General features: G+C 65.0%; 22 protein-coding genes. 8 read left to right on the top strand and 14 right to left on the bottom strand.

All coding sequences use genetic code 11. The features are described 5' to 3' along the window. The first annotated feature begins 20 nt into the window (after positions 1-20). Both NLM32_RS43910 and NLM32_RS43905 read left to right on the top strand, forming a co-directional pair. A complete protein-coding gene (locus tag NLM32_RS43910) occupies positions 21-575 on the top strand; it encodes a cytochrome P460 family protein (RefSeq protein WP_254134850.1) in 555 nt (184 codons plus the stop codon). A gap of 9 nt (positions 576-584) precedes the next feature. Beyond that, entirely contained in the window at positions 585-1,409 is an 825-nt protein-coding gene (locus tag NLM32_RS43905) for an SDR family NAD(P)-dependent oxidoreductase (RefSeq protein ID WP_254135556.1), read from the top strand. A 13-nt stretch (positions 1,410-1,422) separates the two neighbouring features. Here the strand turns inward: NLM32_RS43905 and NLM32_RS43900 are convergent, their stop codons facing one another. From NLM32_RS43900 to NLM32_RS43875, 6 genes are all read right to left on the bottom strand, one after another. Next, a complete protein-coding gene (locus NLM32_RS43900; RefSeq protein WP_254134849.1) occupies positions 1,423-4,932 on the bottom strand; it encodes a PAS domain-containing hybrid sensor histidine kinase/response regulator in 3,510 nt (1,169 codons plus the stop codon). 315 nt (positions 4,933-5,247) lie between these two features. Then, positions 5,248-6,477 carry a 5-aminolevulinate synthase gene (gene hemA, locus NLM32_RS43895; protein WP_254134848.1) on the bottom strand — a complete coding sequence of 410 codons (1,230 nt, stop codon included), beginning with the start codon at positions 6,475-6,477 and terminating at the stop codon, positions 5,248-5,250. 215 nt (positions 6,478-6,692) lie between these two features. Then, positions 6,693-7,754: an MBL fold metallo-hydrolase gene (locus tag NLM32_RS43890; protein ID WP_254134847.1), complete on the bottom strand. Its 1,062-nt coding sequence runs from the start codon at positions 7,752-7,754 to the stop codon at positions 6,693-6,695. Positions 7,755-7,890: 136 nt separating this feature from the next. Beyond that, positions 7,891-10,032: a methyl-accepting chemotaxis protein gene (locus NLM32_RS43885; RefSeq protein WP_254134846.1), complete on the bottom strand. Its 2,142-nt coding sequence runs from the start codon at positions 10,030-10,032 to the stop codon at positions 7,891-7,893. A gap of 166 nt (positions 10,033-10,198) precedes the next feature. Then, positions 10,199-10,921 carry an outer membrane protein gene (locus tag NLM32_RS43880; RefSeq protein ID WP_254134845.1) on the bottom strand — a complete coding sequence of 241 codons (723 nt, stop codon included), beginning with the start codon at positions 10,919-10,921 and terminating at the stop codon, positions 10,199-10,201. 223 nt (positions 10,922-11,144) lie between these two features. Beyond that, the gene (locus tag NLM32_RS43875; protein WP_254134844.1) at positions 11,145-11,465 is read right to left on the bottom strand and encodes a hypothetical protein; all 321 of its coding nucleotides are present in this window, start codon (positions 11,463-11,465) and stop codon (positions 11,145-11,147) included. A gap of 121 nt (positions 11,466-11,586) precedes the next feature. Here NLM32_RS43875 and NLM32_RS43870 point away from each other — a divergent pair, with 121 nt between their 5' ends. Both NLM32_RS43870 and NLM32_RS43865 read left to right on the top strand, forming a co-directional pair. Next, positions 11,587-11,928 (top strand): hypothetical protein, encoded by a 342-nt coding sequence (locus NLM32_RS43870; RefSeq protein ID WP_254134843.1) that lies wholly within the window; start codon positions 11,587-11,589, stop codon positions 11,926-11,928. Between the two features lie 126 nt (positions 11,929-12,054). Next, positions 12,055-12,342, top strand: a complete 288-nt coding sequence (locus tag NLM32_RS43865) for a hypothetical protein (protein WP_254134842.1) — start codon at positions 12,055-12,057, stop codon at positions 12,340-12,342. Between the two features lie 24 nt (positions 12,343-12,366). Here NLM32_RS43865 and NLM32_RS43860 read toward each other — a convergent pair whose 3' ends face one another. The 4 genes from NLM32_RS43860 to NLM32_RS43845 form a co-directional block, all read right to left on the bottom strand. Further along, positions 12,367-12,873, bottom strand: a complete 507-nt coding sequence (locus NLM32_RS43860; protein WP_254134841.1) for a PaaI family thioesterase — start codon at positions 12,871-12,873, stop codon at positions 12,367-12,369. Between the two features lie 74 nt (positions 12,874-12,947). Further along, positions 12,948-13,883, bottom strand: coding sequence for an AEC family transporter (locus NLM32_RS43855; RefSeq protein WP_254134840.1), 936 nt, complete (start codon positions 13,881-13,883; stop codon positions 12,948-12,950). Positions 13,884-13,987: 104 nt separating this feature from the next. Next, positions 13,988-14,197, bottom strand: a complete 210-nt coding sequence (locus tag NLM32_RS43850) for a hypothetical protein (RefSeq protein ID WP_212327671.1) — start codon at positions 14,195-14,197, stop codon at positions 13,988-13,990. Further along, a complete protein-coding gene (locus NLM32_RS43845; RefSeq protein ID WP_254134839.1) occupies positions 14,194-14,358 on the bottom strand; it encodes a hypothetical protein in 165 nt (54 codons plus the stop codon). Before NLM32_RS43845 ends, NLM32_RS43850 begins: the two co-directional genes overlap by 4 nt. Positions 14,359-14,694: 336 nt before the next feature. Between NLM32_RS43845 and NLM32_RS46480 the strand changes: the two genes are divergently transcribed. After that, the gene (locus NLM32_RS46480; protein ID WP_254134838.1) at positions 14,695-14,964 is read left to right on the top strand and encodes a hypothetical protein; all 270 of its coding nucleotides are present in this window, start codon (positions 14,695-14,697) and stop codon (positions 14,962-14,964) included. 15 nt (positions 14,965-14,979) lie between these two features. Here the strand turns inward: NLM32_RS46480 and NLM32_RS43835 are convergent, their stop codons facing one another. From NLM32_RS43835 to NLM32_RS43820, 4 genes are all read right to left on the bottom strand, one after another. Beyond that, a complete protein-coding gene (locus NLM32_RS43835) occupies positions 14,980-16,599 on the bottom strand; it encodes an ABC transporter ATP-binding protein (RefSeq protein ID WP_254134837.1) in 1,620 nt (539 codons plus the stop codon). 2 nt (positions 16,600-16,601) lie between these two features. After that, the gene (locus NLM32_RS43830; RefSeq protein WP_254134836.1) at positions 16,602-17,441 is read right to left on the bottom strand and encodes an ABC transporter permease; all 840 of its coding nucleotides are present in this window, start codon (positions 17,439-17,441) and stop codon (positions 16,602-16,604) included. After that, positions 17,438-18,409 carry an ABC transporter permease gene (locus tag NLM32_RS43825; RefSeq protein WP_254134835.1) on the bottom strand — a complete coding sequence of 324 codons (972 nt, stop codon included), beginning with the start codon at positions 18,407-18,409 and terminating at the stop codon, positions 17,438-17,440. The genes NLM32_RS43830 and NLM32_RS43825 overlap by 4 nt, the downstream gene beginning before the upstream one ends. A gap of 185 nt (positions 18,410-18,594) precedes the next feature. Continuing rightward, positions 18,595-20,145: an ABC transporter substrate-binding protein gene (locus tag NLM32_RS43820; protein ID WP_254134834.1), complete on the bottom strand. Its 1,551-nt coding sequence runs from the start codon at positions 20,143-20,145 to the stop codon at positions 18,595-18,597. A gap of 217 nt (positions 20,146-20,362) precedes the next feature. On the opposite strand from NLM32_RS43820, the gene NLM32_RS43815 reads away from it, so the two are divergent. The 3 genes from NLM32_RS43815 to NLM32_RS43805 all read left to right on the top strand — a co-directional run bounded on the left by NLM32_RS43815 (position 20,363) and on the right by NLM32_RS43805 (position 22,509). Further along, positions 20,363-20,992 (top strand): TetR/AcrR family transcriptional regulator, encoded by a 630-nt coding sequence (locus NLM32_RS43815; protein WP_254134833.1) that lies wholly within the window; start codon positions 20,363-20,365, stop codon positions 20,990-20,992. A gap of 252 nt (positions 20,993-21,244) precedes the next feature. Further along, positions 21,245-21,907 carry a DUF3313 domain-containing protein gene (locus NLM32_RS43810; protein ID WP_254134832.1) on the top strand — a complete coding sequence of 221 codons (663 nt, stop codon included), beginning with the start codon at positions 21,245-21,247 and terminating at the stop codon, positions 21,905-21,907. 32 nt (positions 21,908-21,939) lie between these two features. Beyond that, on the top strand, positions 21,940-22,509 hold the full coding sequence (locus NLM32_RS43805; protein WP_254134831.1) for a DUF2147 domain-containing protein: 570 nt from the start codon (positions 21,940-21,942) through the stop codon (positions 22,507-22,509).

Below are 22,509 nucleotides of genomic sequence, written 5' to 3'. Positions count from 1 at the left end.
TCCCAGCTTGAAGAAAAGACATGCCGTCCATCGAATCCAAAACGAAAAAATCCTCCTATGCCATGGTCATCACGCTGGCCGTGCTGCTGCTCGTCGTTCTCCTGACCTGCGTGCCCTATCTGGTCTCGATCGCGCTGGCGGAAGGCCCTGCGACGGAAGCTGCGTCGCCGATCTTCGGCGTCACGATTCCTTCGGGCTACAAGCAGTGGGAGCTGATCGCGCCGGCCGAGGAAGCGGCGCCGCTGAATGAGCTGCGTGCCGTCGTCGGCAACCAGACCGCGATCGATGCCTATCAGGGTGGCAAGCTGCCGTTTCCCGATGGCACCATCCTGGTGAAGCGTGCCTGGAAGCGCACGCAGTCCCCCGACTTCGCATCCGCGACCATTCCGGGCGCCGCCACCACGGTCCAGGTCATGGTCAAGGACTCCAAGAAATATGCCGCGACCGGCGGCTGGGGCTTTGGCCGCTTCATCAACGGCAAGCCGGTGGACGAAGCGCAACATCGCACCTGTTTCGCGTGCCACGAAGCACGGGCCAAGGGCCATGACTACGTCTTCACGCGGCTCGCGCCCTAAGGAGGTCTCATCGTGAAGACATGGTTCATCAGCGGCAGCTCGCGCGGGATCGGGCGTGCGATCGCGGAAGCCGCGCTTACGGCCGGGGATCAGGTGGTTGCGACCGCCCGCGGCATCGGCCCGCTCGAGCCCCTGCGCGGACGCTTTGGTGAACGGCTGCGGCTCGCAACGCTCGACGTCACCGATGAGGCGGCCGCGCAAGCCGCGATCGCGCTTGCCGTCGAGGCCTTCGGCGGCATCGACGTGGTGGTGAACAACGCCGGCTACGGCGAGCTCGGATCGGTCGAGGACACGAGCCTGGAGTCATTCCGTCAGCAGATCGAAGCCAATCTGATCGGCACCATCATCGTCACGAAAGCGGCGATCCCGGTGCTGCGCCGGCAGCGCCGCGGACATATCGTGCAATTCTCCTCGGTCGGCGGCCGGATCGGTGCGCCGGCCCGTGCGGCCTATTCGGCTGCGAAATGGGGAATCGAGGGCTTCTCGGAATCGCTGGCGCGCGAGATGGCGCTGATCGGCGTGCATGTGACGATCGTCGAGCCCGGCGGCTTCCGGACCGGCTTTGCCCAAACGGCACATGACACGGACGAAGGGCGCGCGGAGTACGACGCCGTCGTTGGCGCCGCCGTCAGGATGCAACGCGAATACGATGGCCGCCAACCCGGCGATCCCGCCAAGGCTGCTGCCGCTGTGCTGCAGCTTGCTGGCATGGATCATCCGCCTCTGCGGATCGCGCTCGGCAGCGACGCCGTGAACGCCATCGCGGCGACGGATCGGCAACGCCTCGACGAGCTGGAACGATGGCGCGGGCTCAGCGTCTCGACGGATTACTGAACGGCTGCGCGTGCTATTCCGCCGCGACCATCTGCTGCGTCCGCCATTGCCCGAGCAGGGCGCGCAGCGAGGCCGGTTTCACCGGCTTGTTCAGCACCGCGATGTTCTCGTCGCGCGCGGCCATCTGCACGGCGGGGCTGCGATCGGCGGTGATCAGGATCGCAGGGATGGTGTCGCCGAAGCGGCGGCGGATCTCGCGGATCGCGGCAATGCCGTTGCCGCGGTCGAGGTGATAGTCGACCAGCAGGCCGGTGACGCGTCGACCGGCGGCCTCGATCGCGGATATCGCGCCTTCGGGATCGGCGACAGCGATCACCTCGGCGTCCCAGGCCATCAACAGCGTCCGCATGCCGTCGAGGATCGCGGCGTCGTTCTCGATGCAGACGATCAGCGCGCCGGAGATCGATGTGCGCGCCAGCGGTGTTGCGCTGGTCACCGCCGCGGTGAGGGTCACGGCCTTCGCCGTCGGGACCGTCACGGAGAACAACGAGCCTCCGCCGGCATTGGCGTCGATGGCGATGTCATGCTTGAGCACGCGCGCCAGCCGTTCGACGATCGACAGTCCCAGCCCCAGTCCGCGCGCGATCCGCGCGCCCTGCTCGAGGCGGTGGAACTCCTTGAAGATCTCGCCGCGCTTGACCGCGGGGATGCCGACGCCGGTGTCGTAGACGCAGATCCTGAGCGAGGGGCCTTGGCGGCGGCAGCCGACCAGCACGCGCCCGCGCGGGGTGTATTTGATCGCGTTCGAGATCAGGTTCTGCAGCAGCCGCCGCAGCAGCAGCCGGTCCGACTCGACCGGCAGCGAGCAGGGCACGAAGGCGAGGTCGAGGCCCTTGGCGCGCGCGATCGGCGCGAACTCGATCTCCAGCGAGCGCATCAGATCGGCCATCTTGAAGCTCGAGATCGAGGTGGTCATCGCGCCGGCATCGAGCCTGGAGATGTCGAGCAACGCGCCGAGGATTTCCTCGATGGCTTGCAGCGATTCGTCGATGTTCTCGACCAGCCGGGTCTCCTCGCCATTGTGCTGGCGCTCGACCAGGCTCGTGACATAGAGCCGGGCTGCGTTCAGGGGCTGGAGAATGTCGTGGCTGGCGGCCGCGAGGAAGCGCGTCTTGGAGATGCTGGCATCCTCAGCGCTGCTCTTGGCGAGCGCCAGCTCGGAGTTCAGGCGGGTCAGCTCTTCGGTACGGTCGCGCACGCGCTTCTCCAGCGTCGCGTTGGCGCGCTCCAGCGCTTCCGCCGCTTCGAAGGTCGGCGTGACGTCGGTGAAGGTGATGACGAAGCCGCCGCCGGGCATGCGGTTGGTGAGCACCTCGATCACCATGTGCCGTTCCGGCAGGCGTTCGAGATAGGGCTCGCTGTCGGTGGTGTAGGCCACGAGCCGCTGCTCGATCATCGCCTCGCGGTCGGCCTGATCGGCGGGATCGCTGACGCCCATGAACTCCAGGATCTCGCGGAGCGGCGTGCCGAACTGGATGAAATGCGGGGGCACGTTGAGCAGATCGCCGAACTGCCGGTTGGAGCAGATCAGCTGCAGATCGGCGTCGAACACCGCGATGCCCTGGCGCACATGATTGAGCGCGGTCTGGAGGATCTCGCGGTTGAAATGCAGCGCCGCATGGGAATCGTCGAGCAGCTTCAGCGCGGCCTTTGCGGACACGGTCCGCTTGCGCAGCAGCAGCGACATCACGAGGCGGGAGGACGCAGCTCCGATCGACGAGGCGATCAGGTGCTCGGCGTGCTGCAGCAGCTCGAAATCGGCGGGCGCTCCGGATTCCAGCCGCATATTGCGCCGTGCCGAGAACGCCTCGAACGAATGCCGGGCACGATCGGGCCCGAGATATTGCGCGACCGTGGTCTGGATGTCCTGCACCGTGATGGTGGTGCGCCAGCGGCGGAAATTCGGGGCGATGGGCGCGAGCGTGTTGGGCACGAACAGATCGGCCTGCACCAGCTCGATGGACGAGGGCCGCCGTGCCAGCGACAGCAGCACGTAAGTGAGGACGTTGAGCGAGAGCGACCAGACCACGCCATGCATCAGCGGTGGCAGATCGGCGCCGAACAGCGCCTGCGGCCGCAGCGCCTCGATGCCGAACGGGCCGTGCTGGAGCAGCAGGATGCCGGCGGTCGAGGAATCCATGAAGCTCGGGATGAACAGCGTGTAGAGCCATACGGCGAAGCCGACCATCATGCCGCCGATGGCGCCGCGCGCGGTGGCGCGCCGCCACAACAGGCCGCCGAAGAAGGCGGGCGCGAGCTGCGCGATGGCGGCAAAGGACAGCAGGCCGATCGCCGCGAGCTGGGTGTTGCCGAGCGCGCGGTAGTAGAAATAGGCCATCACCATGATGGCGAAGATCGCGAGCCGCCGCGACCGCAGCAGGAAGTCGCCGAAATCGGAGCTGCCGGCGCGTCCCTCGGGCCGTCGTTGCAGCACCAGCGGCACCACGAGGTCGTTGGAGACCATGATGGAGAGCGCGACGCACTCGACGATCACCATCGCGGTGGCAGCCGACAGGCCGCCGACGAAGACGGCAACGCTGAGCAGCCCCGCCCCGCCCTCCATCGGCAATGCCAGCACGTACATGTCGGGGTCGACCGCGCCGAACGGGAAACTGACAAGGCCGGCGAGCGCGATCGGGATCACGAAGACATTGATGGCGACGAGATAGAGCGGGAACAGCCAGCGCGCGCGGCTGACCTCCGCGTCCGAGGAATTCTCCACCACGCTGACATGGAACTGGCGCGGCAGCAGCATGACCGCGCACAGCGACAGCAGCGTCATGGTGAGGAAGTTACCGATCGACGGCGAATAATCGATGGCACGCACCGCCTCCGGCGTCTTCATCGCGCGCTCGATCAATTCGTGCGGCGAGAACATCCAGAAAGTGACGAAGATGCCGGCGGTGAGGAAGGCGACCAGCTTGACGATGGATTCGGTCGCGACCGCGAGCATCAGGCCGTGCTGATGCTCGGTGGCGTCGGTCTGTCGCGTGCCGAACAGCACCGCGAAGGCCGCCATCGCCAGTGTCACCATCAGCGCCATGTCGCCGAGGATCGGGATGTGGGAGAACGCCTGGTCCTCGCTCAGGATGACTTCCAGCGAGGAGGCGACCGCCTTGAGCTGGAGCGCGATGTAGGGAACCGAACCGATGATCGCGATCAGCGCCACCGTTGCCGCCACGGCCTGGCTCTTGCCGTAGCGTGCGCCGATGAAGTCGGCAATCGAGGTGATGTTGTGCGCTTTCGCAAGCTGGATCACGCGGCGGAGCACGCCGGCGCCGAGGCCGATCATCAGGATCGGGCCGACATAGATCGCGAGGAAGTCGGTCGAGGTGCGGGTGGCGAAGCCGACCGAGCCGAAGAAGGTCCAGGACGTGCAGTAGATCGCCAGCGACAGCGGGTAGATCAGCCCGGACGCGCGGCCGGCCTTGGCCTGCGAGCGGCGGTCGCCATGGCTCGCCACCAGGAACAGGAACCCGATGTAGCCGAAGGCGGCAGCGATCACGCCCCAGTCGTGCAGCATGGCGAGCGTGCTTCTCCCAAGGCGCGGTAGCGCCAGATCACATTTTCCCAGTAAATCTAGCGCGTTGGGCGGGGCGAGGCGACAGCGAAATGCCCCAGGCGGGCGGGAACTGGGGTTGTCGTTAAGGGGGCGGTGCTGTCGCTTACCCTCCCCTGGAGGGGGAGGGTCGATCGCGCGAAAGCGCGAGCGGGGTGGGGTGATCTCTCAACATGGGCGGCGTGGCATGCGGAGGGACTGTCACCCCACCCCGCTACGCATTCCGCTTCGCTACATGCATAGCGACCCTCCCCCTCCAGGGGAGGGTGGAAGAAACGCCTACTCCGCCGCCAGCGACTTTTCGCGCAGCGGCAGGCCGAGGCGGTCCCACACTTGCAGCAGGGCTTCGGCGAGCTGATCGATCAGGCCGTCGTCGTGATAGGGCGAGGGCGTGATGCGCAGGCGCTCGGTGCCCTTGGCGACGGTCGGATAGTTGATCGGCTGGATGTAGATGCCGTGATCCTCGAGCAGCATGTCCGAGGCCTGCTTGCACTTCTCGGGATTGCCGACGAACAGCGGCACGATGTGGGTGTCGTTCGACATCACCGGCAGGCCGGCGGCGTTGAGGATCGCCTTGACGCGGGCGGCGCGGTCCTGGTGGCGCTCGCGCTCCCAGCTCGACGACTTCAGGTGCTTGATCGCGGCGGTCGCGGCCGAGCAGATCGCCGGCGGCAGCGCCGTGGTGAAGATGAAGCCCGGCGCATAGGAGCGCACGGCGTCGATGATATGGCCGTTGCCGGCGATGTAGCCGCCGAGGCAGCCGAACGCCTTGGCCAGCGTGCCTTCGAGAATGTCGATGCGATGCATGACGCCGTCACGCTCGGCAATGCCGCCGCCGCGCGGGCCGTACATGCCGACCGCGTGGACTTCGTCGACATAGGTCATCGCGCCATACTTCTCGGCGAGATCGCAGATCTTGGCGAGCGGGGCGACATCGCCGTCCATGGAGTAGAGGCTCTCGCAGGCGATCAGCTTCGGCCGGTTCGGACCGGCAGCCTTCAGCAGCGCTTCGAGATCGGCGAGATCGTTGTGGCGGAACACTTGCCGCTCGCAGCCGGACTGCCGGATGCCCTCGATCATCGAATTGTGGTTGAGCTCGTCCGACAGGATCAGGCAGTTCGGAATGAGCTTTGCGATGGTGGCGATGCCGGTCTGGTTCGAGACATAGCCCGAGGTGAACAGAAGCGCCGCTTCCTTGCCGTGGAGGTCGGCGAGCTCGGCCTCGAGTTGCACCAGCGGATGATGCGTGCCGGCGATGTTGCGGGTGCCGCCTGCCCCGGTGCCGACGCGGGTTGCGGTCTCGACCATGGCGCCGACCACCTTCGGGTGCTGGCCCATGCCGAGGTAATCGTTGGAACACCAGATCACGACGTCGCGCTTGCCCTTCGGCGAGTGCCAGACCGCATGCGGGAACCGGCCGGCCGTGCGTTCCAGGTCGGCGAACACGCGATAGCGGCGCTCGGTATGGAGGCGATCGAGGGCGGAATTGAAGAATTGAGCGTAATCCATCGGTGCAACCTGAGACGGAACTGACCAAAAGGGCGCATCTACTTAGAGCTTTTCCAGCTCTAGTGTCTATGCGCTATCCCACATTTGGGCGTGAGGGGCATTTGGGCAAAATGCCCTATCGTGCGATTTGAAACTTGATCCCGATCAAGTCCGCGCGAGCCTTGATGCTGCTCTGCACCATTCGCCGAAATGCCGGTGTTAACCGGCACTTGCTGTCACGTCGTCCGGAACTGGAGCACGCCGTCCTTGGTCTCGGCCGTCAGCCGGCCCTCGACGATCATGTAGTTGACGTGGGCGACGAGCTCGCCGGCGGCAAAGCCCATCTGGTGCTCGTCCAGCACGTGCTTGTTGAAGACCACAGGCACCAGGGCGCGCGAGGTCTGCGGCACCTCGCGGCAGGCTTCCGCGATCAGGCGGCAGCGCTCCTCGTGGTGGTCGGCGAGCTGCTTGATGCGGGTCTTCAGTCCGTAGAACGGTACGCCGTGGCCGGGCAGCACCAGCAAATCATAGGGCAGGGTGGTGGTGAGGCTTGCGAGCGACGCCAGATATTCGCCGAGCGAGTTCTGGTCGGGCTCCACGGCCCAGACGCTGACGTTCGGCGAGATCTTGCTCAGCACCTGGTCGGCGGACAGAAACAGCTTGTCGTCGGCGCAATACAGCATCACCTGGTCGAGCGCATGCCCTCCGCCGGTGATCACCTTGAAGCGGCGCGTGCCGATCACGACCTCGTCGCCATGCGAGATGCGGCGGTAGGACGGCGGCAGCACCGAGACGCGCTTGAGATAATCCTGGCCGCGGCCGAGCAGTTTTTCGGTGAGCGACTCGTCCATGCCATGGCGGCGGAAGAACAGCCGCTGCGCCTCGCGCCGCTCTTCGGTGCCGCGGTTCTGATGATAGACCGATTGCAGATATTCGACCTGCGACATCACCAGCGGACAGTTGAACCGCTCGACGATCCACCCGGCAAGGCCGACATGATCGGGGTGCGAGTGGGTGACGATGAGGCGCGTGATGTTGACGCCCTTCAGCGGGCCTTCGAACAGTTTCGTCCAGGCCTCGATCGTCTCCTCATTGCCGAAGCCGGCATCGATCATCGCATAGCCGTCGCCGTCGGCGAGCAGATAGATGTTCACATGGTTGAGGCGGAACGGCAGCTTCAGCCGCGCCCACAACACGCCGGGCCTGACCTCCACGACCTCTTCGGGGCCGGGATGCTGGTCCCAGGGATAGCGGAGGGCCTCGGCGGAAGACTGCACGATGTCGGTTTTTGCGTTCATGCTACCGGCTTAAACCCGCCGGGGGCGCCGCGCCAGCCGAAAAAGAACGCGCAGCGGCCGTCGCATGGCCGTCATACCGGCCGTATTCCGTAGCCCGGATAGAGCGCAGCGAAATCCGGGCCACGGGGCGGCGTCCTTACGCCGCCCGCATGTTGTTGAGGAACGCGTCGATCTCTCCGCGCAGCATATCGGCTTCGCGGCGGAGGGCGTCCGATGCGCTCAGCACCTCGGTTGCTGCGGCGCCGGCCTCGGCCGAAGCCGTGGAGACGCCGACGATATTGCTGGAGACCTCGCTGGTGCCGCCGGCCGCATGCTGGATGTTGCGGGCGATCTCGCGGGTCGCTGCACCCTGTTCCTCGACCGCAGCCGCGATGGTCGTGGTGACGTCGTTGATCTCGCCGATGATCCGGCCGATGCCCTGGATCGCGCCGACAGCCGAGGTCGTGACCTGCTGCATGCTGGCGATCTGGGTGCGGATCTCCTCCGTCGCCTTCGCGGTCTGGCTGGCGAGGCTCTTCACCTCGGAGGCAACCACCGCAAAGCCGCGGCCGGCCTCGCCCGCGCGCGCCGCCTCGATGGTGGCGTTGAGCGCGAGCAGATTGGTCTGCGACGCAATCGTCTGGATCAGGTCGACCACGACGCTGATGCGGCTCGCACTGTCGGCAAGGCTCTGCACCGTGGTGTCGGTGGCGCCGGCCTCATCCACCGCCTTCTTGGCGATCGCGGCCGAGGTGACGACCTGCTTGCTGATCTCCTCGATCGAGGAGGACAGCTGCTCGGTGCCCGACGATACCGTCTGCACGTTGACCGAGGTTTCCTCGGCGGCGGAAGCGACCGCGTTCACCAGCGCGTTGGACTGATCCGCGGTGGTCGACATGCTTTGCGCCGTCGTCTGCATCGAATTGGCCGATTGCGCGAGATTGTCGAGCGCGCTGCGCACCGTGCCCTCGAACTCCGCGATCTTCGCCTCCATATGTGCGGCACGCTCCGCCTTGACGACACGATCCTTGTCCTGATCGCTCGCAAGCGCCCGGGCTTCGATCATGCTGTCGCGGAACACCGTCAGCGCTTCCTTCATCGCGCCGATCTCGTCGTTCTGCCGGGAACGGACGATCTCGGTGTCGAGGTCGCCGGCCGAGAGCAGCTGCATGGCGCGCTGGAGCTCACGGATGCGGCGCAGGATGTTGCGGCCGACATAGAGCCAGACGAACAGCGCCGAGCCGATCAGAGTGAGCCCGCCGAGCGCCAGCATTGCGGTCGTGGCGAGCGAGATCTCCTGGCGCGCCTGGAAGGTCGACGCATTGGTCTCCTTCTGCACGCCGTCGACGAGCGCCTGCACGCTGATGCCGAGGCCGACATTGAGCTTGCGGGTCTCGTCCAGGATGGTCTGGCCGTAGTCGATGGAGTCGAGCTCCTTCTGACGGAGCTTGAACACGCCCGTCTTGCCTTCGCCGAACGTCTGCAGTTTCTGCATTGCGACCTTCACCGCAGTGGTTGCGGGATTGTCGGGCAGGTCCTCCAGGTTCCACTTGACGCGGTCGCGGACCGCCTTGAATTCGTGCTCGATCGTCTCCAGCGTGTCGCTGGAGTTCGCGGACAACGCGGCCATCATGTCAGCGGCCATCAGATTTCCGTTGGCAAGCACCGTGCTGATCTGACCAACGGAGCGGACGGCCTCCATGGCATCGTCTGCCGACACGTTCGTCGATGCCAGGATTGCGCTCAGCCGCGTCTGGGTATCCAGCATTGCGGGGTTGGCTGCGCCGACGAAGGCGAGCTGCGCCTTCCGCAGCGCGTCGTATTGCTTGTCATGTAGCGCAATCGTGTCGAGGCGCTCCTTCGCCGCCGACACCAGGCTCTTGGTGGCTTCATCGATGCTCTTGACGGTTTCGCCGAGCGCGCTGGCGACTTGCTTGTCGGCGCCGAGCTCGATGATCTCGCCGACCTTGGCCATGGCCTGTTGCTGGATTTCCTGAACCTTCTTGGTGCGCTCGGCCAGCGCCTCGTCGGAGGGCGAGGCGAGCAGGCCGGGTCCTTGCGCTGCCAGTGTCGCGCTCTGCGAGGCGAGTTGAAGGCTGGCGGAGAGGCGCGGGATGTCGCGGCCGCTGAGATCCATCATGGTCGAGCCGAGATGGTTGAACACGAAGCCGGCGCCCGCTGCGATCAGCAGGCCCATGCCCGCGATCACGGCGAATGCCGCAAACAGGCTGCCGCGCAGGCCCCATTTCGGCATTTTGAAACGAGGTTTGAAACGGCCAACGCTGAGACGGATCGCCATCGAAAATTCCCCCACGCCCTTACTCTTATATTTTCGCCGCGGAGTATCCTTGGTGCGGGTTAAAAAATCGCAAGTTGCACAATTGGTTGGCTAGTTCCGCAGAGCGAAAAAGAAAGGGCCGGCAGTGCTGCCGGCCCTTGATGCGAAAGGATCGTGTCAGGCGCGATCAGTAGCGCGCGACCATCGGGCTCGCCCAGTTGAAGCGATAGTTGACGCCCGCCTTGAAGGTGTGGTCGTCGGTGGTGAAGTTGCCGGTGCCGACCAGCGGACCCGCGGTGAAATGCGCGTCGCCGAAATTGTAGTACTGGTACTCGGCCTTGGCCGACCAGTTCGGCGCGAACATGTATTCGAGGCCGGCGCCGACGGTGTAGCCGTTGCGGTGATCGCCGGAGATGATGAAGCCGGTCGGCACGCCGCCCACCGTCACCTTCTCGTTGTTGTCGGAATAGGCGTAGCCGCCCTTCACGTAGAGCAGGCCGGGGCCCCAGGTGTAGCCGACGCGACCGGTGATCGAACCGAGGCCGCGCTGGTCGTTGGTGTAGGCCACGCCGCCCGGGAACACCGCGCCGACGCTGCCGGAGAGCCAGGAGTACTGGGCTTCAGCACCGACCACGAAGTTCGGGTTGAACTGCCAGTCTGCGCCAGCCTGCAGACCACCGAGGAAACGGCCGTTGCCGTTGTTGCCGGTGGAGAGGCCGTTGAAATTGTTGTCGCTCGAGAACGCGCCGCCGAGATGCGCGCCGATATAGAAGCCGGTCCAGTTGTAGATCGGCGCAGCATAGGCCGGCGCCTTGTTGTAATAGGGGCGGGCGCCGAGATCGGCACCGAGGGCCGGCGCAGCCGCGCTCAATGCGAGCAGCGCAACGGTCGCAAACAGAATCTTCTTCATCGTCTTGAACTCCAACACTCAGGTCCCCAGCAGGCGCGCTGTCCGCGCCGCGTTGGTTTTGCAGATAGCTTCCTTTTGACGAAAATGCTGTCACATGCATGGCACAGCGGCGCCCAACCTAACTTATTGGGCGCTAAATGATTTTCGTGATTAATGCCGGCTTAAGAAGTGGTGAAGGAAGGCTTAATTCGCGCGAGTTGCGGTAACCTCCGCGCGCGTCTCGTTAACCAAGACGCCGCAGCACCTCATCGCGCATCTGCGCGCGGAAGGCCGCGCGCTTCGCCGGCCGATCTTCCACGCGCACGTCGTGGCGATCGAAGATGTCGAACTTCTCCAGGATCGGATAGCGCTCGCTCGCCATCGCGAGCACGCGGAGCACCTTGGTCGCGGCCGGCGTCGGCCCGCTCACTTCCCAGCGCCGGATCGTGTCGGCGCCGCCCTTCTCCGGCAAGGCGCACAGTTTCGCCATGTCGGCGGCGGTGAGCTTGCGTTCGATGGCGTCGGAGAGGTCGGCGCGGAGTTGCTTCAGTTCGGGGCCGGTCATGTTGATCGCATTCGGGAGAGTGGCTGAAGCCAATGCACTAGCGCTGATTCGGGTCCATCCGAAGGCAGCCGTGATTGTGCTAGTGTCTCCGCGCCGGTCCAGCGTCAACGAGGGATGTCCTATGCCCGTGTTCAAGCTGCCCCTGTCGGGAGATGTCGTTCAGTCCATCTACCCGTCGTTCTTCAGCCCTACCGGCGGCCAGTTCGGTCTCGTCAACATCACTGTCGGGCAATCCTCGGCGCCCGAGGTCGAGAAGGACGTGCTGTCCGATGTCGCGAGCTACGGCAAGCAGATCGGCCAGGTCGCGGATGCGCTGCTCGCGGTCATTGAGCATCTGGAGGCGCACCCTGGACATGCGCTTGGACAAGACAAGGCGATTATCGCCTTCAAGGAGCTGATGCATTCCGTCGCGACCGTGAAGGAGCGCCACGGCCGGGCGGCGTGCCGGCCCAAGCGGCGCTGATCGTGTGGCGACATGGCGCCTCCGGCATGTCTCCGCGCACACGGAGTTATGAACGGAAGCCTCTGGGAATTCTTCAATGAATGAACACATGGCTTAACAAGCCCGCAGCGCATGAAGGGATCAGTCATGACAACGACCAGGCTCGTCATTGCCGCACTCGTCACGACCGGACTGCTTGCCACGCCGTTCGCGGCGGAAGCGAAGAAGCACAGGTCGAGCCGACATACCACCACGAGCGTGATGGCGCCGAGCTATGGCGGCGCCGGAGCGACCGCGGTGCAGCCGAGGACGTATTACGGGACCTCCGGTCAGTCTGTCGGGACGGTGACGGCGCCCTCGATCGGAACCTACAATTGGCCATCGGTCGGCGTGACCAACGCCGTTCCGACCTGGAGCAATACCAATCCGAAGTGAGGTGCGAGGCGGTCGTTGCGCGCGTCAGCCTTCCGCGCCGCCGATCGGAAACACCAGGCACGTCGTCGTCGCATGCGCGACCAGCCGGCCCTTCGCATCGGTGATGCGCGCTTCGGCGGTGGCGACGCGGCGGCCGGCGTTGAGCACGCGGCCTTCGGTGCGGACGGTGCCGCTCGCTTCGCTCATGCCGCGCACGAACGAGATCTTGAATTCCAGCGTGGTGTAGCCGGTGCCCGCCGGCAGCGTGCTCTGCACCGCCAGGCCCATCGCGGAATCCAGCAGGATCGCGGCATAGCCGCCATGAACCGAGCCGATCGGATTGTAATGCCGCAGGCCCGGCACGCTGTGGATCACCACAACGCCCGCCTCGGCCGTGCAGTCGAACGGCTCGACCGTCTGCATGATCGGCGGCTCCGGCAATTGCCGTGCGAAGATCGCGCGGACGAAATCGAGCCCCGGCATCGACGCCATCACCTCAAGGGGCACGACGCCGAATTCGGTTGCCTGCTTGCTGGAACTGCCGTCGACCATCACTAGCCCCCAGAAAGCTCTATGAGATGACAAAGATCATATGATGAGGGGATTGGACGAGTCAAAAGCCCCGTTCAGTGCGTGACGGTCGCGAGGCCGGAGAGCAGATACAGCGCAACCAGCAGGGTCGCGACCGACAACATTGTCGTCACCGAGACCGTGGCTGCGACCAGTTTTTCTTCGACCTTGTGTTCATGCGACAGCACGTAGACGGTTTTCGCCGTCGGCACGGCCGCGCAGATGACGGCGGCGACGGTGTAGAGCGGATTGAGGCCGATGATCACGCAAAGTCCGTAGACGAGCAGCGGCATCAACACCAGCTTCACGGCCGCGAGCGCAAAAGATGCCCCGAGGTTCGACCTCAGGCCTTCGACCGACAGGCCGAGGCCGATGGCAAACAGCGCGCAAGGCGTGAGTGCCGCGGCGATGATGTTCAGATAGGCCGCGACGGCTGCGGGAATCGGCAGGCCCGTGATCGCCCAGACGAGACCAATGAGCGTCGACAGGACCATCGGATTGAGCAGGATCTGCTTCACTAGCCCCGCGGACTGCGCAGGTCCGCGCGCATCCCTTTCGAGCAGGATGACCGTGATCGGAAACATCACGGCAGCAACGAACACCGTCGCGACGGCAGCCGGCAAGACGGCGGGCTGGCCGTAGATCGCATGCAGGATCGGCAGCGCCACGAAGCCGGTATTGGTCATCGCCGCCGCCATGCCGTGGATCGTGCTGCTGGCGAGATCGTGCTTTCCGCCAGCGCGAACCGCCAGGAAGACCAATGCGAAGCAGATGAGCGAGCCGCCGCCGAACGCGAGCAGGAAACGCCATTCCAGCAGATTGCGAGCCGGCTCCTGCGCGATCGTGACGATCAGCAGCGCCGGCATCGCGACGTTGTAGGCGAAATGCACCAGCGCGTCGGCGAGTGAACGGGACAGATAGCCGAACTCGCCGGCGAACCAGCCGGTGACGATGATCGCGAAGACGGGAAGAACGAGGCTGGCGACCTCCATCCGGTGTCCCCCTTTGCCAAGCAGCATCGCCACTCTAGCTTGGCGACGCCTGCTCGTCACGGCTCAACCGGACCGCGCCGCCCCGAACGGGCGGCCTGGTGCCGCTAAATTCCGCGGCCGTTCTGCTGACCGATCACGCAGCGCCAAGCCGCCAGGCGCTCTGCCGGATGCTGGTTCATCCATTCGGCGAGCTGCGGCGCGCCCATCAGGCATGACTGCACCGAGACCTGTGCAAAGTCGGAGCTGGTGACGAGCTGCTCGTGGCAATTCGAAGGAGAGGCGAGGCTGCAGAGCACGGCGATGATCTTGATCATGCGAGGTTGCCTCTGTCGCTCTGGCGCACATTGGCTCCGCTCGACTGCTCGCCGCTTGGATCGGCCGGCGGGAAAATGCTGTCGTAAATCGCGCGCGCCTCCTGAATCAGGCGAATGCGCTCGCGTTCTGATTTCGAGACAAACTGAATAACCTCGCCCATGGCGGCCTCCAAATGGATCCTCGATCCACCATCAGATGATGGAAATCATTCCATGCCGATATGGTGTGCCGGCTTCGTCGTTGCAGCCGTGCAGGCGTTCACAAGGGATAAAAAGCCCGTGACAATTCCGTTCCCGAGCGGAAGGGAATACCGCAGCGGCGCGTCGAGCTGATGGGAGGCCGTTTCGCAGCATCGTGATGCAGGATGAGTCCCGCGCGCCGACGTGCCGCGGCACATTTGCGCGCGCGTGGAGTTGTAAAGGTCGTTCAGTGCACGAGCGGTTCGACCTGACGAACGGCTGGCGCGACTGAGTGACCGCGCTCGAAAGGATCAGTCATGGCAAGAACAAGACGCGCCATCGCCACACTTGTTACCCTCGGATTGGCGGCTGTGCCGCTCGCCGCAAGCGCCCAAACGTCGGCGGGGGCACAAAGCAGCACGCGCTTGAGCCCGGGCGTGCCGGCAAATCAAGGCACCTATGGAAGTTCGGGACAAACTGTCGGGACGGTCACCGCGCCATCGATCGGAACGTCGACCCAGCCGTCTGTCGGCGTGACGAACTCGGTCCCCACCTGGAACAACACGAACCCTCCGGCGAGGCGATAGTCCCGATCTGTCGCCTCACGCCGCCGGCGCACGTTCCTTCTGTCCCGGCACGGCCGCGAGCAACTCGCGTGTATAGGGATGCTCCGGCGCGGCAAAGAGCTGCGCGGTCGGCTTCAGCTCGACGATGGCGCCGCGCTGCATCACCGCGATGCGGTCGCAGATCTTGGCGGCCACGCGCAGGTCGTGGGTGATGAACAGCATCGAAAGGCCGAGCCGCGCCTTGAGATCTTCGAGCAGCCGCAGCACCTGCGCCTGCACGGAGACATCGAGCGCAGACACGGCTTCGTCAGCGACAATGATTTCGGGCTCGAGCGCAAGCGCGCGCGCAATGCCGATGCGCTGGCGCTGGCCGCCGGAGAATTCATGCGGATAGCGCTCGAGCGCGCCGGCGTCCAATCCGACCAGCTTGAGGAGATCGCGCGCGCGATCGAATGCCACTTTTGGTTCGGTGCCAGCCGCGATCGGGCCGTCGGCGATGATGTGGCCGATCTTGCGGCGCGGATTGAGCGAGGCGAATGGATCCTGAAAAATCATCTGGATGCGATGGCGCTCGGCGCGCAGCGCCTTGCCCGCGAGCTGCGTGAGATCCGTATCGCCGATCCGCACCGTGCCGCGATCGGCCTCGATCAGCCGCATGACGAGGCGCGCCACCGACGATTTGCCGGAGCCGGATTCGCCGACGAGGCCGAGCGTCTCGCCTTTGAGGATGTTGAAATTGACCGCGCGCGCGGCATCGACGCGACGGTCCTCGCGAAACCAGCCGCCGGATGTGACGTAGGTCTTGTCCAGCCCGATCACCTCGACCGCTCTGGCCTGATCGTCCAGCGGCGCGCGCGCCGGCGGGTGCATCGACGGCACGGCGGCGAGCAGCGCCTTGGTGTAATCGTGCTGCGGCTCGTTGAAGACGGTCGCGGCAGGGCCTTCCTCCACGACCCTGCCGTGGCGCAGCACCACGACCTGATCGGCGATGTCGGCGACGACACCAAAATCATGGGTGATGAACATCACCGCCATGTTGCGATTGCGCTGGAGGTTGCGGATCAGCTTCAGGATCTGCGCCTGTGTGGTGACGTCGAGCGCGGTTGTCGGCTCGTCGGCGACCAGCACGGCCGGCTCGAGCGCGAGCGCCATCGCGATCATGGCGCGCTGGCGCTGGCCGCCGGAGAGCTGGTGCGGATAGGCGCGCACGATGCGTTCGGGGTCGGGCAGGCCGACCTCGCGCGCCAGCGACAGCGCCTTTGCGCGCCGTTCCCTGGGCGTCAGCAGGCCGTGGGCCTCGAACATCTCGGCCATCTGGTCGCCGATCCGCATCAGGGGATTGAGCGCCGTCATCGGCTCCTGGAAGATCATCGCGAGCCGGCGGCCGCGCAGGTCGCGCCATCCATCGTCGTCGAGCTTGAGCAGGTCGCGGCCTTCGAACTGGATCTCGCCGGAGGCGACAGACACCGTGTCGGGCAGCAGACCCATCAGCGCATGCGCGCACATGGACTTGCCGGAGCCGGATTCGCCGACGACGCAGACGATCTTGCCGGGCCGAAGGTCGAGCGACACGCCGTCGACGGCAAAGGGGCGCTCGGCGCCCTTGGGCAGCGCGATCCGCAAGTTCTTGATGGAGACGGCGGGCGGAGCGGTCATCGTCAGCGTCCTTCCCGCGACAGGCGCGGATTGAGCGCGTCGTTGAGGCCTTCGCCGATCAGGTTCAGCCCGAGCACCGAGATCAGAATCGCGACGCCCGGAAACACGGTGATCCACCAGGCCTGGCGGATCACGGTGCGGCCGGCGCCGACCATGTAGCCCCAGGAGATCAGATTGGGATCGCCGAGGCCGAGGAAGGACAACGAGGATTCCAGCAGGATCGCGGTCGCCACCATCAGCGAGGCCAGCACGATCACCGGGGACAGTGCGTTCGGCAGGATCTCGCGCAGGATGATCCAGGTGTTGCTCTGTCCGGTGACCACGGCGGCCTGGACATATTCGCGCGTTCGCAGCGACAGCACCTCGCCGCGGACGAGGCGCGCGACCGGCGGCCAACTCACCACGGCGATCGAGGCCACGATCGAATAGATCGACGGCTGCAGGATCGCGACCAGCACGATCGCGAGCGCAAAACTCGGAATGGTCTGGAAGAACTCGGTGAAGCGCATCAGCACATCGTCGACCTTGCCGCCGAAATAGCCGGCCATGGCGCCAATGGGAACGCCGACCACCAGCGCGACGAGGGTGGACACGAGGCCGACCAATAGTGACACGCGTGCGCCAAAAATCATGCCGGCGAACACGTCGCGGCCGAGTGCGTCGGTGCCGAGCGGCACGGTCGAGAGCGTGAACGGCGGCAGGAACGGCCGCTGCACCATGCGCCAGGGCGAGTTCGGGAACAGCAACGGCCCGAACACCGCAACCGAGATGGCAAGCAGGAGGATGACGAGCCCGATGACGCCGCTCGGGCTCTTCAGCATCGATTTCCAGAACTGTTTCATGCGGCGAATTCGATGCGTGGGTCGACCAGGCGATAGACGAGGTCGGTGATGAGGTTGAAGATCAGCACCATGACCGAGCAGGTCACGAAGACGCCGAGCAGCAGATTGTAGTCGCGCTGCAGCAGCGCGTCGTACATCAGCCGGCCGATGCCGGGCCAGGCGAACACGGTCTCGGTGATGACGGCGCCGCCGATCAGCGTGCCGGCATGGACGCCGGCGAGCGTCACGACGGGCAGCAGCGCGTTGCGCAGCACGTGGCGGCGCTGGATCACGCTGTCGGACAGGCCCTTGGCGCGTGCGGTCTTGACGAAGTCGAGCCGCTTCACCTCCAGCATCGAGGCGCGCGTCATGCGGGTGTAGGTCGCCATGAAGAACAGGCCGAGCGTCATCGCCGGCATGATCAGGTGCTTTGCGACGTCGACCACATGGGCAAAGCCGGTGAAATTGGCGCCGACCGTCTCGTAACCGAAGCTCGGCAGCCAATCCACCGTGACCGAGAACAGCAGGATGCCCATCAGCGCCACCCAGAAGATCGGCATGGCGTAGAAGATCAGCGCGAAGATGGTGATGGCGGTATCGAGGAAGGTCCCGGCGAAGCGCGCGGCGAAGGTGCCGAACAGGACACCGAGCGCGAGCGAGATCGCAAACGCGGTCAGCGTTAATAGCAGCGTTGCCGGCAGTCGCTCGAGGATCAGCTTCGACACCGGCGCCTGCTGGCGGAAGGAGAAGCCGAGGTCGAGGGTCGCGATGCCCTTGACGTAGATGAGGAGCTGCTCCGGCAGCGGCTTGTCGAGGCCGAACTTTTCCCGAAGCTGCTGGACGAAGACCTGGTCGCTGGCGCCGGCCTCGCCCGCCATCACGACGGCGGGATCGCCGGGTGCGAGCCGGATCAGGAAGAAATTGAGGACGACGATCGCGAGCAGGACGATCACGCCCTTCACGACACGCTGAGCGACGAAGGAGAGCATCTAGGTTCGTAAGCTAGTTGGTTGAAATAGTCGTGCCGCGGGTAACACCTCTCCCCAACGGGGAGAGGTCGCGCCGCAGGCGCGGGTGAGGGGGCTAAGGTCCCATGAGAGAGCGCAACCCCTCACCCAGATCGCATCTGACGATGCGATCCGACCTCTCCCTCCGGGAGAGGTGGGCACCGCCCTCACTTGTCGAGCCATGCGTCCTTGAAGCCGTCATTGACGCCGATCCCGGTGGTGATCAGGTTCTTGACCTTGCAGCGCATGATGGTCGGGAATTGCAGCTCGAGCATCCAGGCCACCGGCACGTCCTCGACCAGGATCTTCTGCGCCTTCTCGTAGATCTCCTTGCGCTTGGAGTCGGGCGTTGCCACCGCGCCATCGGCGAACAGCTTGTCGATCTCGGGATTGGAGTAGCCCTCGACATTGTTGAACACCTGGCCCTTGGCGATCGCGCTGGAGACGTAGTTGCGGCCGACGCCGAGGGCGGGATCGCCGTACTGGTAGAGATAGGTGAAGGCGATGTCGTAATCCCAGTCGCCGATCTTCTGGTTGCCGCCGGCAACGTCGGTCGAGATCGTCTCGATGTTCATGCCGACGTCCATGAGGTTCTGCTTCACCGCTTCACCCCAGCGCTGCCAGGTCTCGCCATAGGCGAGCGGCAGGATGCGGATCTTCTCGCCCTTGTAGCCGGCGTCCTTCAGCAGTGCCTTGGCCTTGGCCGGGTCGTAAGCGTATTTCGGCACGTCGTCGGTGTAGTATTTGATGGTCGAGGCGGACGGGCCGGTCGCGACCTTGCCGAGCCCGTTCCAGATCACGTCCTTGGCGAAATCGCGGTCGATCGCGTACATGATCGCCTGCCGCACGCGCTTGTCGGCGAGCGGGCCCTGGCGGTTGTTCAACCACAGCCAGGCCAGTGGCGAGAAGAACTCCCAGCCCGCGCCGGTAACGCAGGTGTCCTTCAGCTTGGACAGTCGCGGCACGTCGAAATTCTCGACCGAGCCGCCGGGCAGCACGTCGACCTTGCCGGTCTCGTAGGCCACCGAACGCGCGGCGGCGTCGGGAATGATCTGCCAGTAGATCTCGTCGAGATAGGGCTTGCCCTTCTCGTAATAGTTCGGGTTCTTGACCAGCCGAATGAACGAGCCCTTCTGCCATTCCTTGAACATGAAGGGGCCGGTGCCAACCGGCGCGTTGTTGTAGGGATTGGTCTTCCAGTCGGTGCCTTCATAGAGATGCTTCGGCACCATCGGCATCGAGCCGACCTCGAAAATGCCGAGGAACGGGCCGAACGGCTGCTTCAGCGTGAAGACGACCGTGTAATCGTCAGGCGCCTCGACCTTGTCGACCTGCGCGAGGTTGTTGCGCGCACGCGCGTGGGTCTGCTTCAGCATCTCGACCGAGAACAGCACGTCGGCCGCGGTGAAGGGTTTGCCGTCGTGCCAGGTGACCCCCTTCCTGAGCTTGAAGGTGTAGGTCTTGGCGTCCTCGCTGACGCTCCAGCTCTCGGCGAGCTCCGGAAGCGGGTCGAGCTTGGGGCTGTAGCGCAGCAGGCCTTCGAAGATGTTGCCCGACACCATCTGGGTCGGACCGTTCTGGATCATTGCAAGCATCAGGCCGGGCGGCTCGGGCTGGATCACCGCATTGATCACGCCTCCCGTCTTCGGCTCTTGCGCCAATGCCGAGGCCGTGAGGCCGCAAGCCAGGAGGAGACCAAGCAACACGCGTTTCGACATCTCGTATCTTTCTCAAGCGAGACCAGCCGTCACCGCTTTGCGACGTCCTCGCGCGCAAAGCGACGGCTGACCCATCCCAGTCCCCATCCGGGCGCGAGGCTCACACGGTCCCCTTCCGCGCCGCAAGATGAAAGTCTCGACACCGTTCGCACAAAAAATGTACAGCGCGTCCTGTTTTCACTTGATTCATTGCCTTGTCACGGAGACAAGTCGGCCCATGGACAATGCCAGCCGTTCCGAACGATCCCGCAATGCCGCGCTCGAAGCGGCCATCGCGATCATTGCGCGCGACGGACCCGGCCGGCTGACACTCGACGCGATCGCGCGCGAGAGCGGCCTGAGCAAGGGCGGCGTGATGCATCAATTCCGTACCAAGGAAGCGGTGCTGAAGGCGCTGCTCGAGCGGCAGATGGTGCATTTCGAGGAGTTCTCGAAAGGGGTCATGGCGAAGGTGAGCACGACCTCGGCCACGCCGGAACTGGCGACCGAGCTCGCCACCGTGCGGGAGGCGGCGTTGTCCGTGAATTCGGTCGCGCTGGCCTTGGTCGCGGCCATGGTCGAGAACCCCGGCCTGATGTCACTGCCGCGCGATCGCGAAATGAAGCGGGTCGCGGCCATCAAGGCGGAGGCGACCGATCCTGATCTCGCGATGTTGCGTTGGGCGGCCGCGCGCGGGCTGCTTCTGAGCAATCTGTTCGGCATGTCGCCGCTGAGCGCGGACGAACACAGGCGCCTGTTCGCGCGTCTGCTGGATGATGCGCAATGGACTGGCCTCGAACAGCCGGCTGCCACACGCAGCGCCAAGTCCGGAGCGGCAAAGGCCGCAAATCCGCGCAAACGGGCCTGATTCGTCGTTAACAAAATCCAATCGTTGTCTGCACAAAGCCGCGCCTGCGGCCAAATGCGCCAGCTCGTTATTTCTAGACTTTACAAACCAACTGGTCGGTTTTATAACTCCAAACACTGAGACGGCCCAAGGCTTCTGAATTGGCCCCGGACGATGCCTTGGGTTGGCAAAGGTGAGCGCCGCAGCCGCGTCTGGTCCCGCACGCGGCTGCGGTCGCCTTTGCCTTTCGACAAGCCGCAAGAGGAGTCTGGAATGGATCGCTCGATCGCCCTGCGCGGTCTGGGAACGCTGATGCTTGGGGCGGCCGTGACAGGCTGCGCCTCGGTCGCGCCCGTGCCCTATGCGGAGATGGCGTCCTCGGCCTATATGGCGCCGGACAAGTCGGACGCATCCGGCCGTGTGCCTTACCGCTATTCCACGCCGGTCGACTGGCGTGCCTATAATAAAGTGATCCTCGAACCCGTCGTGGTCTATCGCGGCAAGGATCATCAGTTCGGCGACATGTCCGACCAGGACAAGACGACGCTCGCCGCCTACATGCAGACCCGCTTCGCTGAGAGACTGCGTGGCCGCTTCATGCTGGTGCGCGAGCGCGCCCCGAACACGCTGCGGATCCGGCTGACGCTGACCGGCGCGGTCGCCAACACGCCGGTGCTCGGCACGCTCTCCCGCTTCGATATGGCCGGTGCGGTCTACAACGGCGTGCAGGCGGCGCGCGACGGCGAGGGCATGATGACCGGATCGGTCATCTATGGCGTCGAAATCTTCGATGCGTCGACCTCACGCCTGATCTCGGCCTACGTCACCAAGCAATATCCGGGCGCCTACGACATCAAGGCCAGCGTCGGCGCGCTCGCGGCCGCCAATGCCGGCGTCGACAAGGGCGCCGATGCGCTGATGGCGCAATTGAACTGACGCCGCAATCCTCCGAACGAAAGGTGCCGCTGATGAATTTTCTGATTCGCTTCGTGCTGCGCGTCGCCGTCACCATCGTGATGATGGTCCTCGGCGGTCGCGTCGGCGCCGTCCCGCCCAACGACCCCAGCGGCACCTGGCTCGTCGAGGATGGCCGCGCCCGCATCAGGCTCGAGCGCTGCGGCCCGTCGCGCGACCGCATCTGCGGCTTCATCGTCTGGATGAAGGAGCCGGCCGACAAGCGCGGACAGCTTTATCGCGACAAGGAAAATCCCGACCCCGACAAGCGCGCTCGCGCGCTGCTCGGCCACCAGCTGATCATGGGCCTGCAGGCGACATCCGATGGCCGGTTCGCCGGCGACATCTACAATGCCGAGGACGGCAAGTTCTATTCGGTCTCGCTGTGGCGCGAATCCGCCGACCGCCTCAAGCTCAAGGGCTGCCTGATCAAGCTGTTGTGCCAGACCCAGACCTGGCAGCAGACGCTCGACGCCCAGCCCGGCCAGCTGATCGGCCTCACCGGCGATCTCAATGGTCCCCGTGCCGACAAGGAATGGGCGCAAGTGCTGCCACCGAAGCCGATACCGGCTAAGGCGAAGTAG

The sequence above is a fragment of the Bradyrhizobium sp. CCGUVB14 genome (assembly GCF_024199935.1).
Taxonomy (GTDB): domain Bacteria; phylum Pseudomonadota; class Alphaproteobacteria; order Rhizobiales; family Xanthobacteraceae; genus Bradyrhizobium.
Note: the sequence above shows the minus strand (reverse complement) of the source record. Positions and strands in the feature narration are given on the sequence as shown.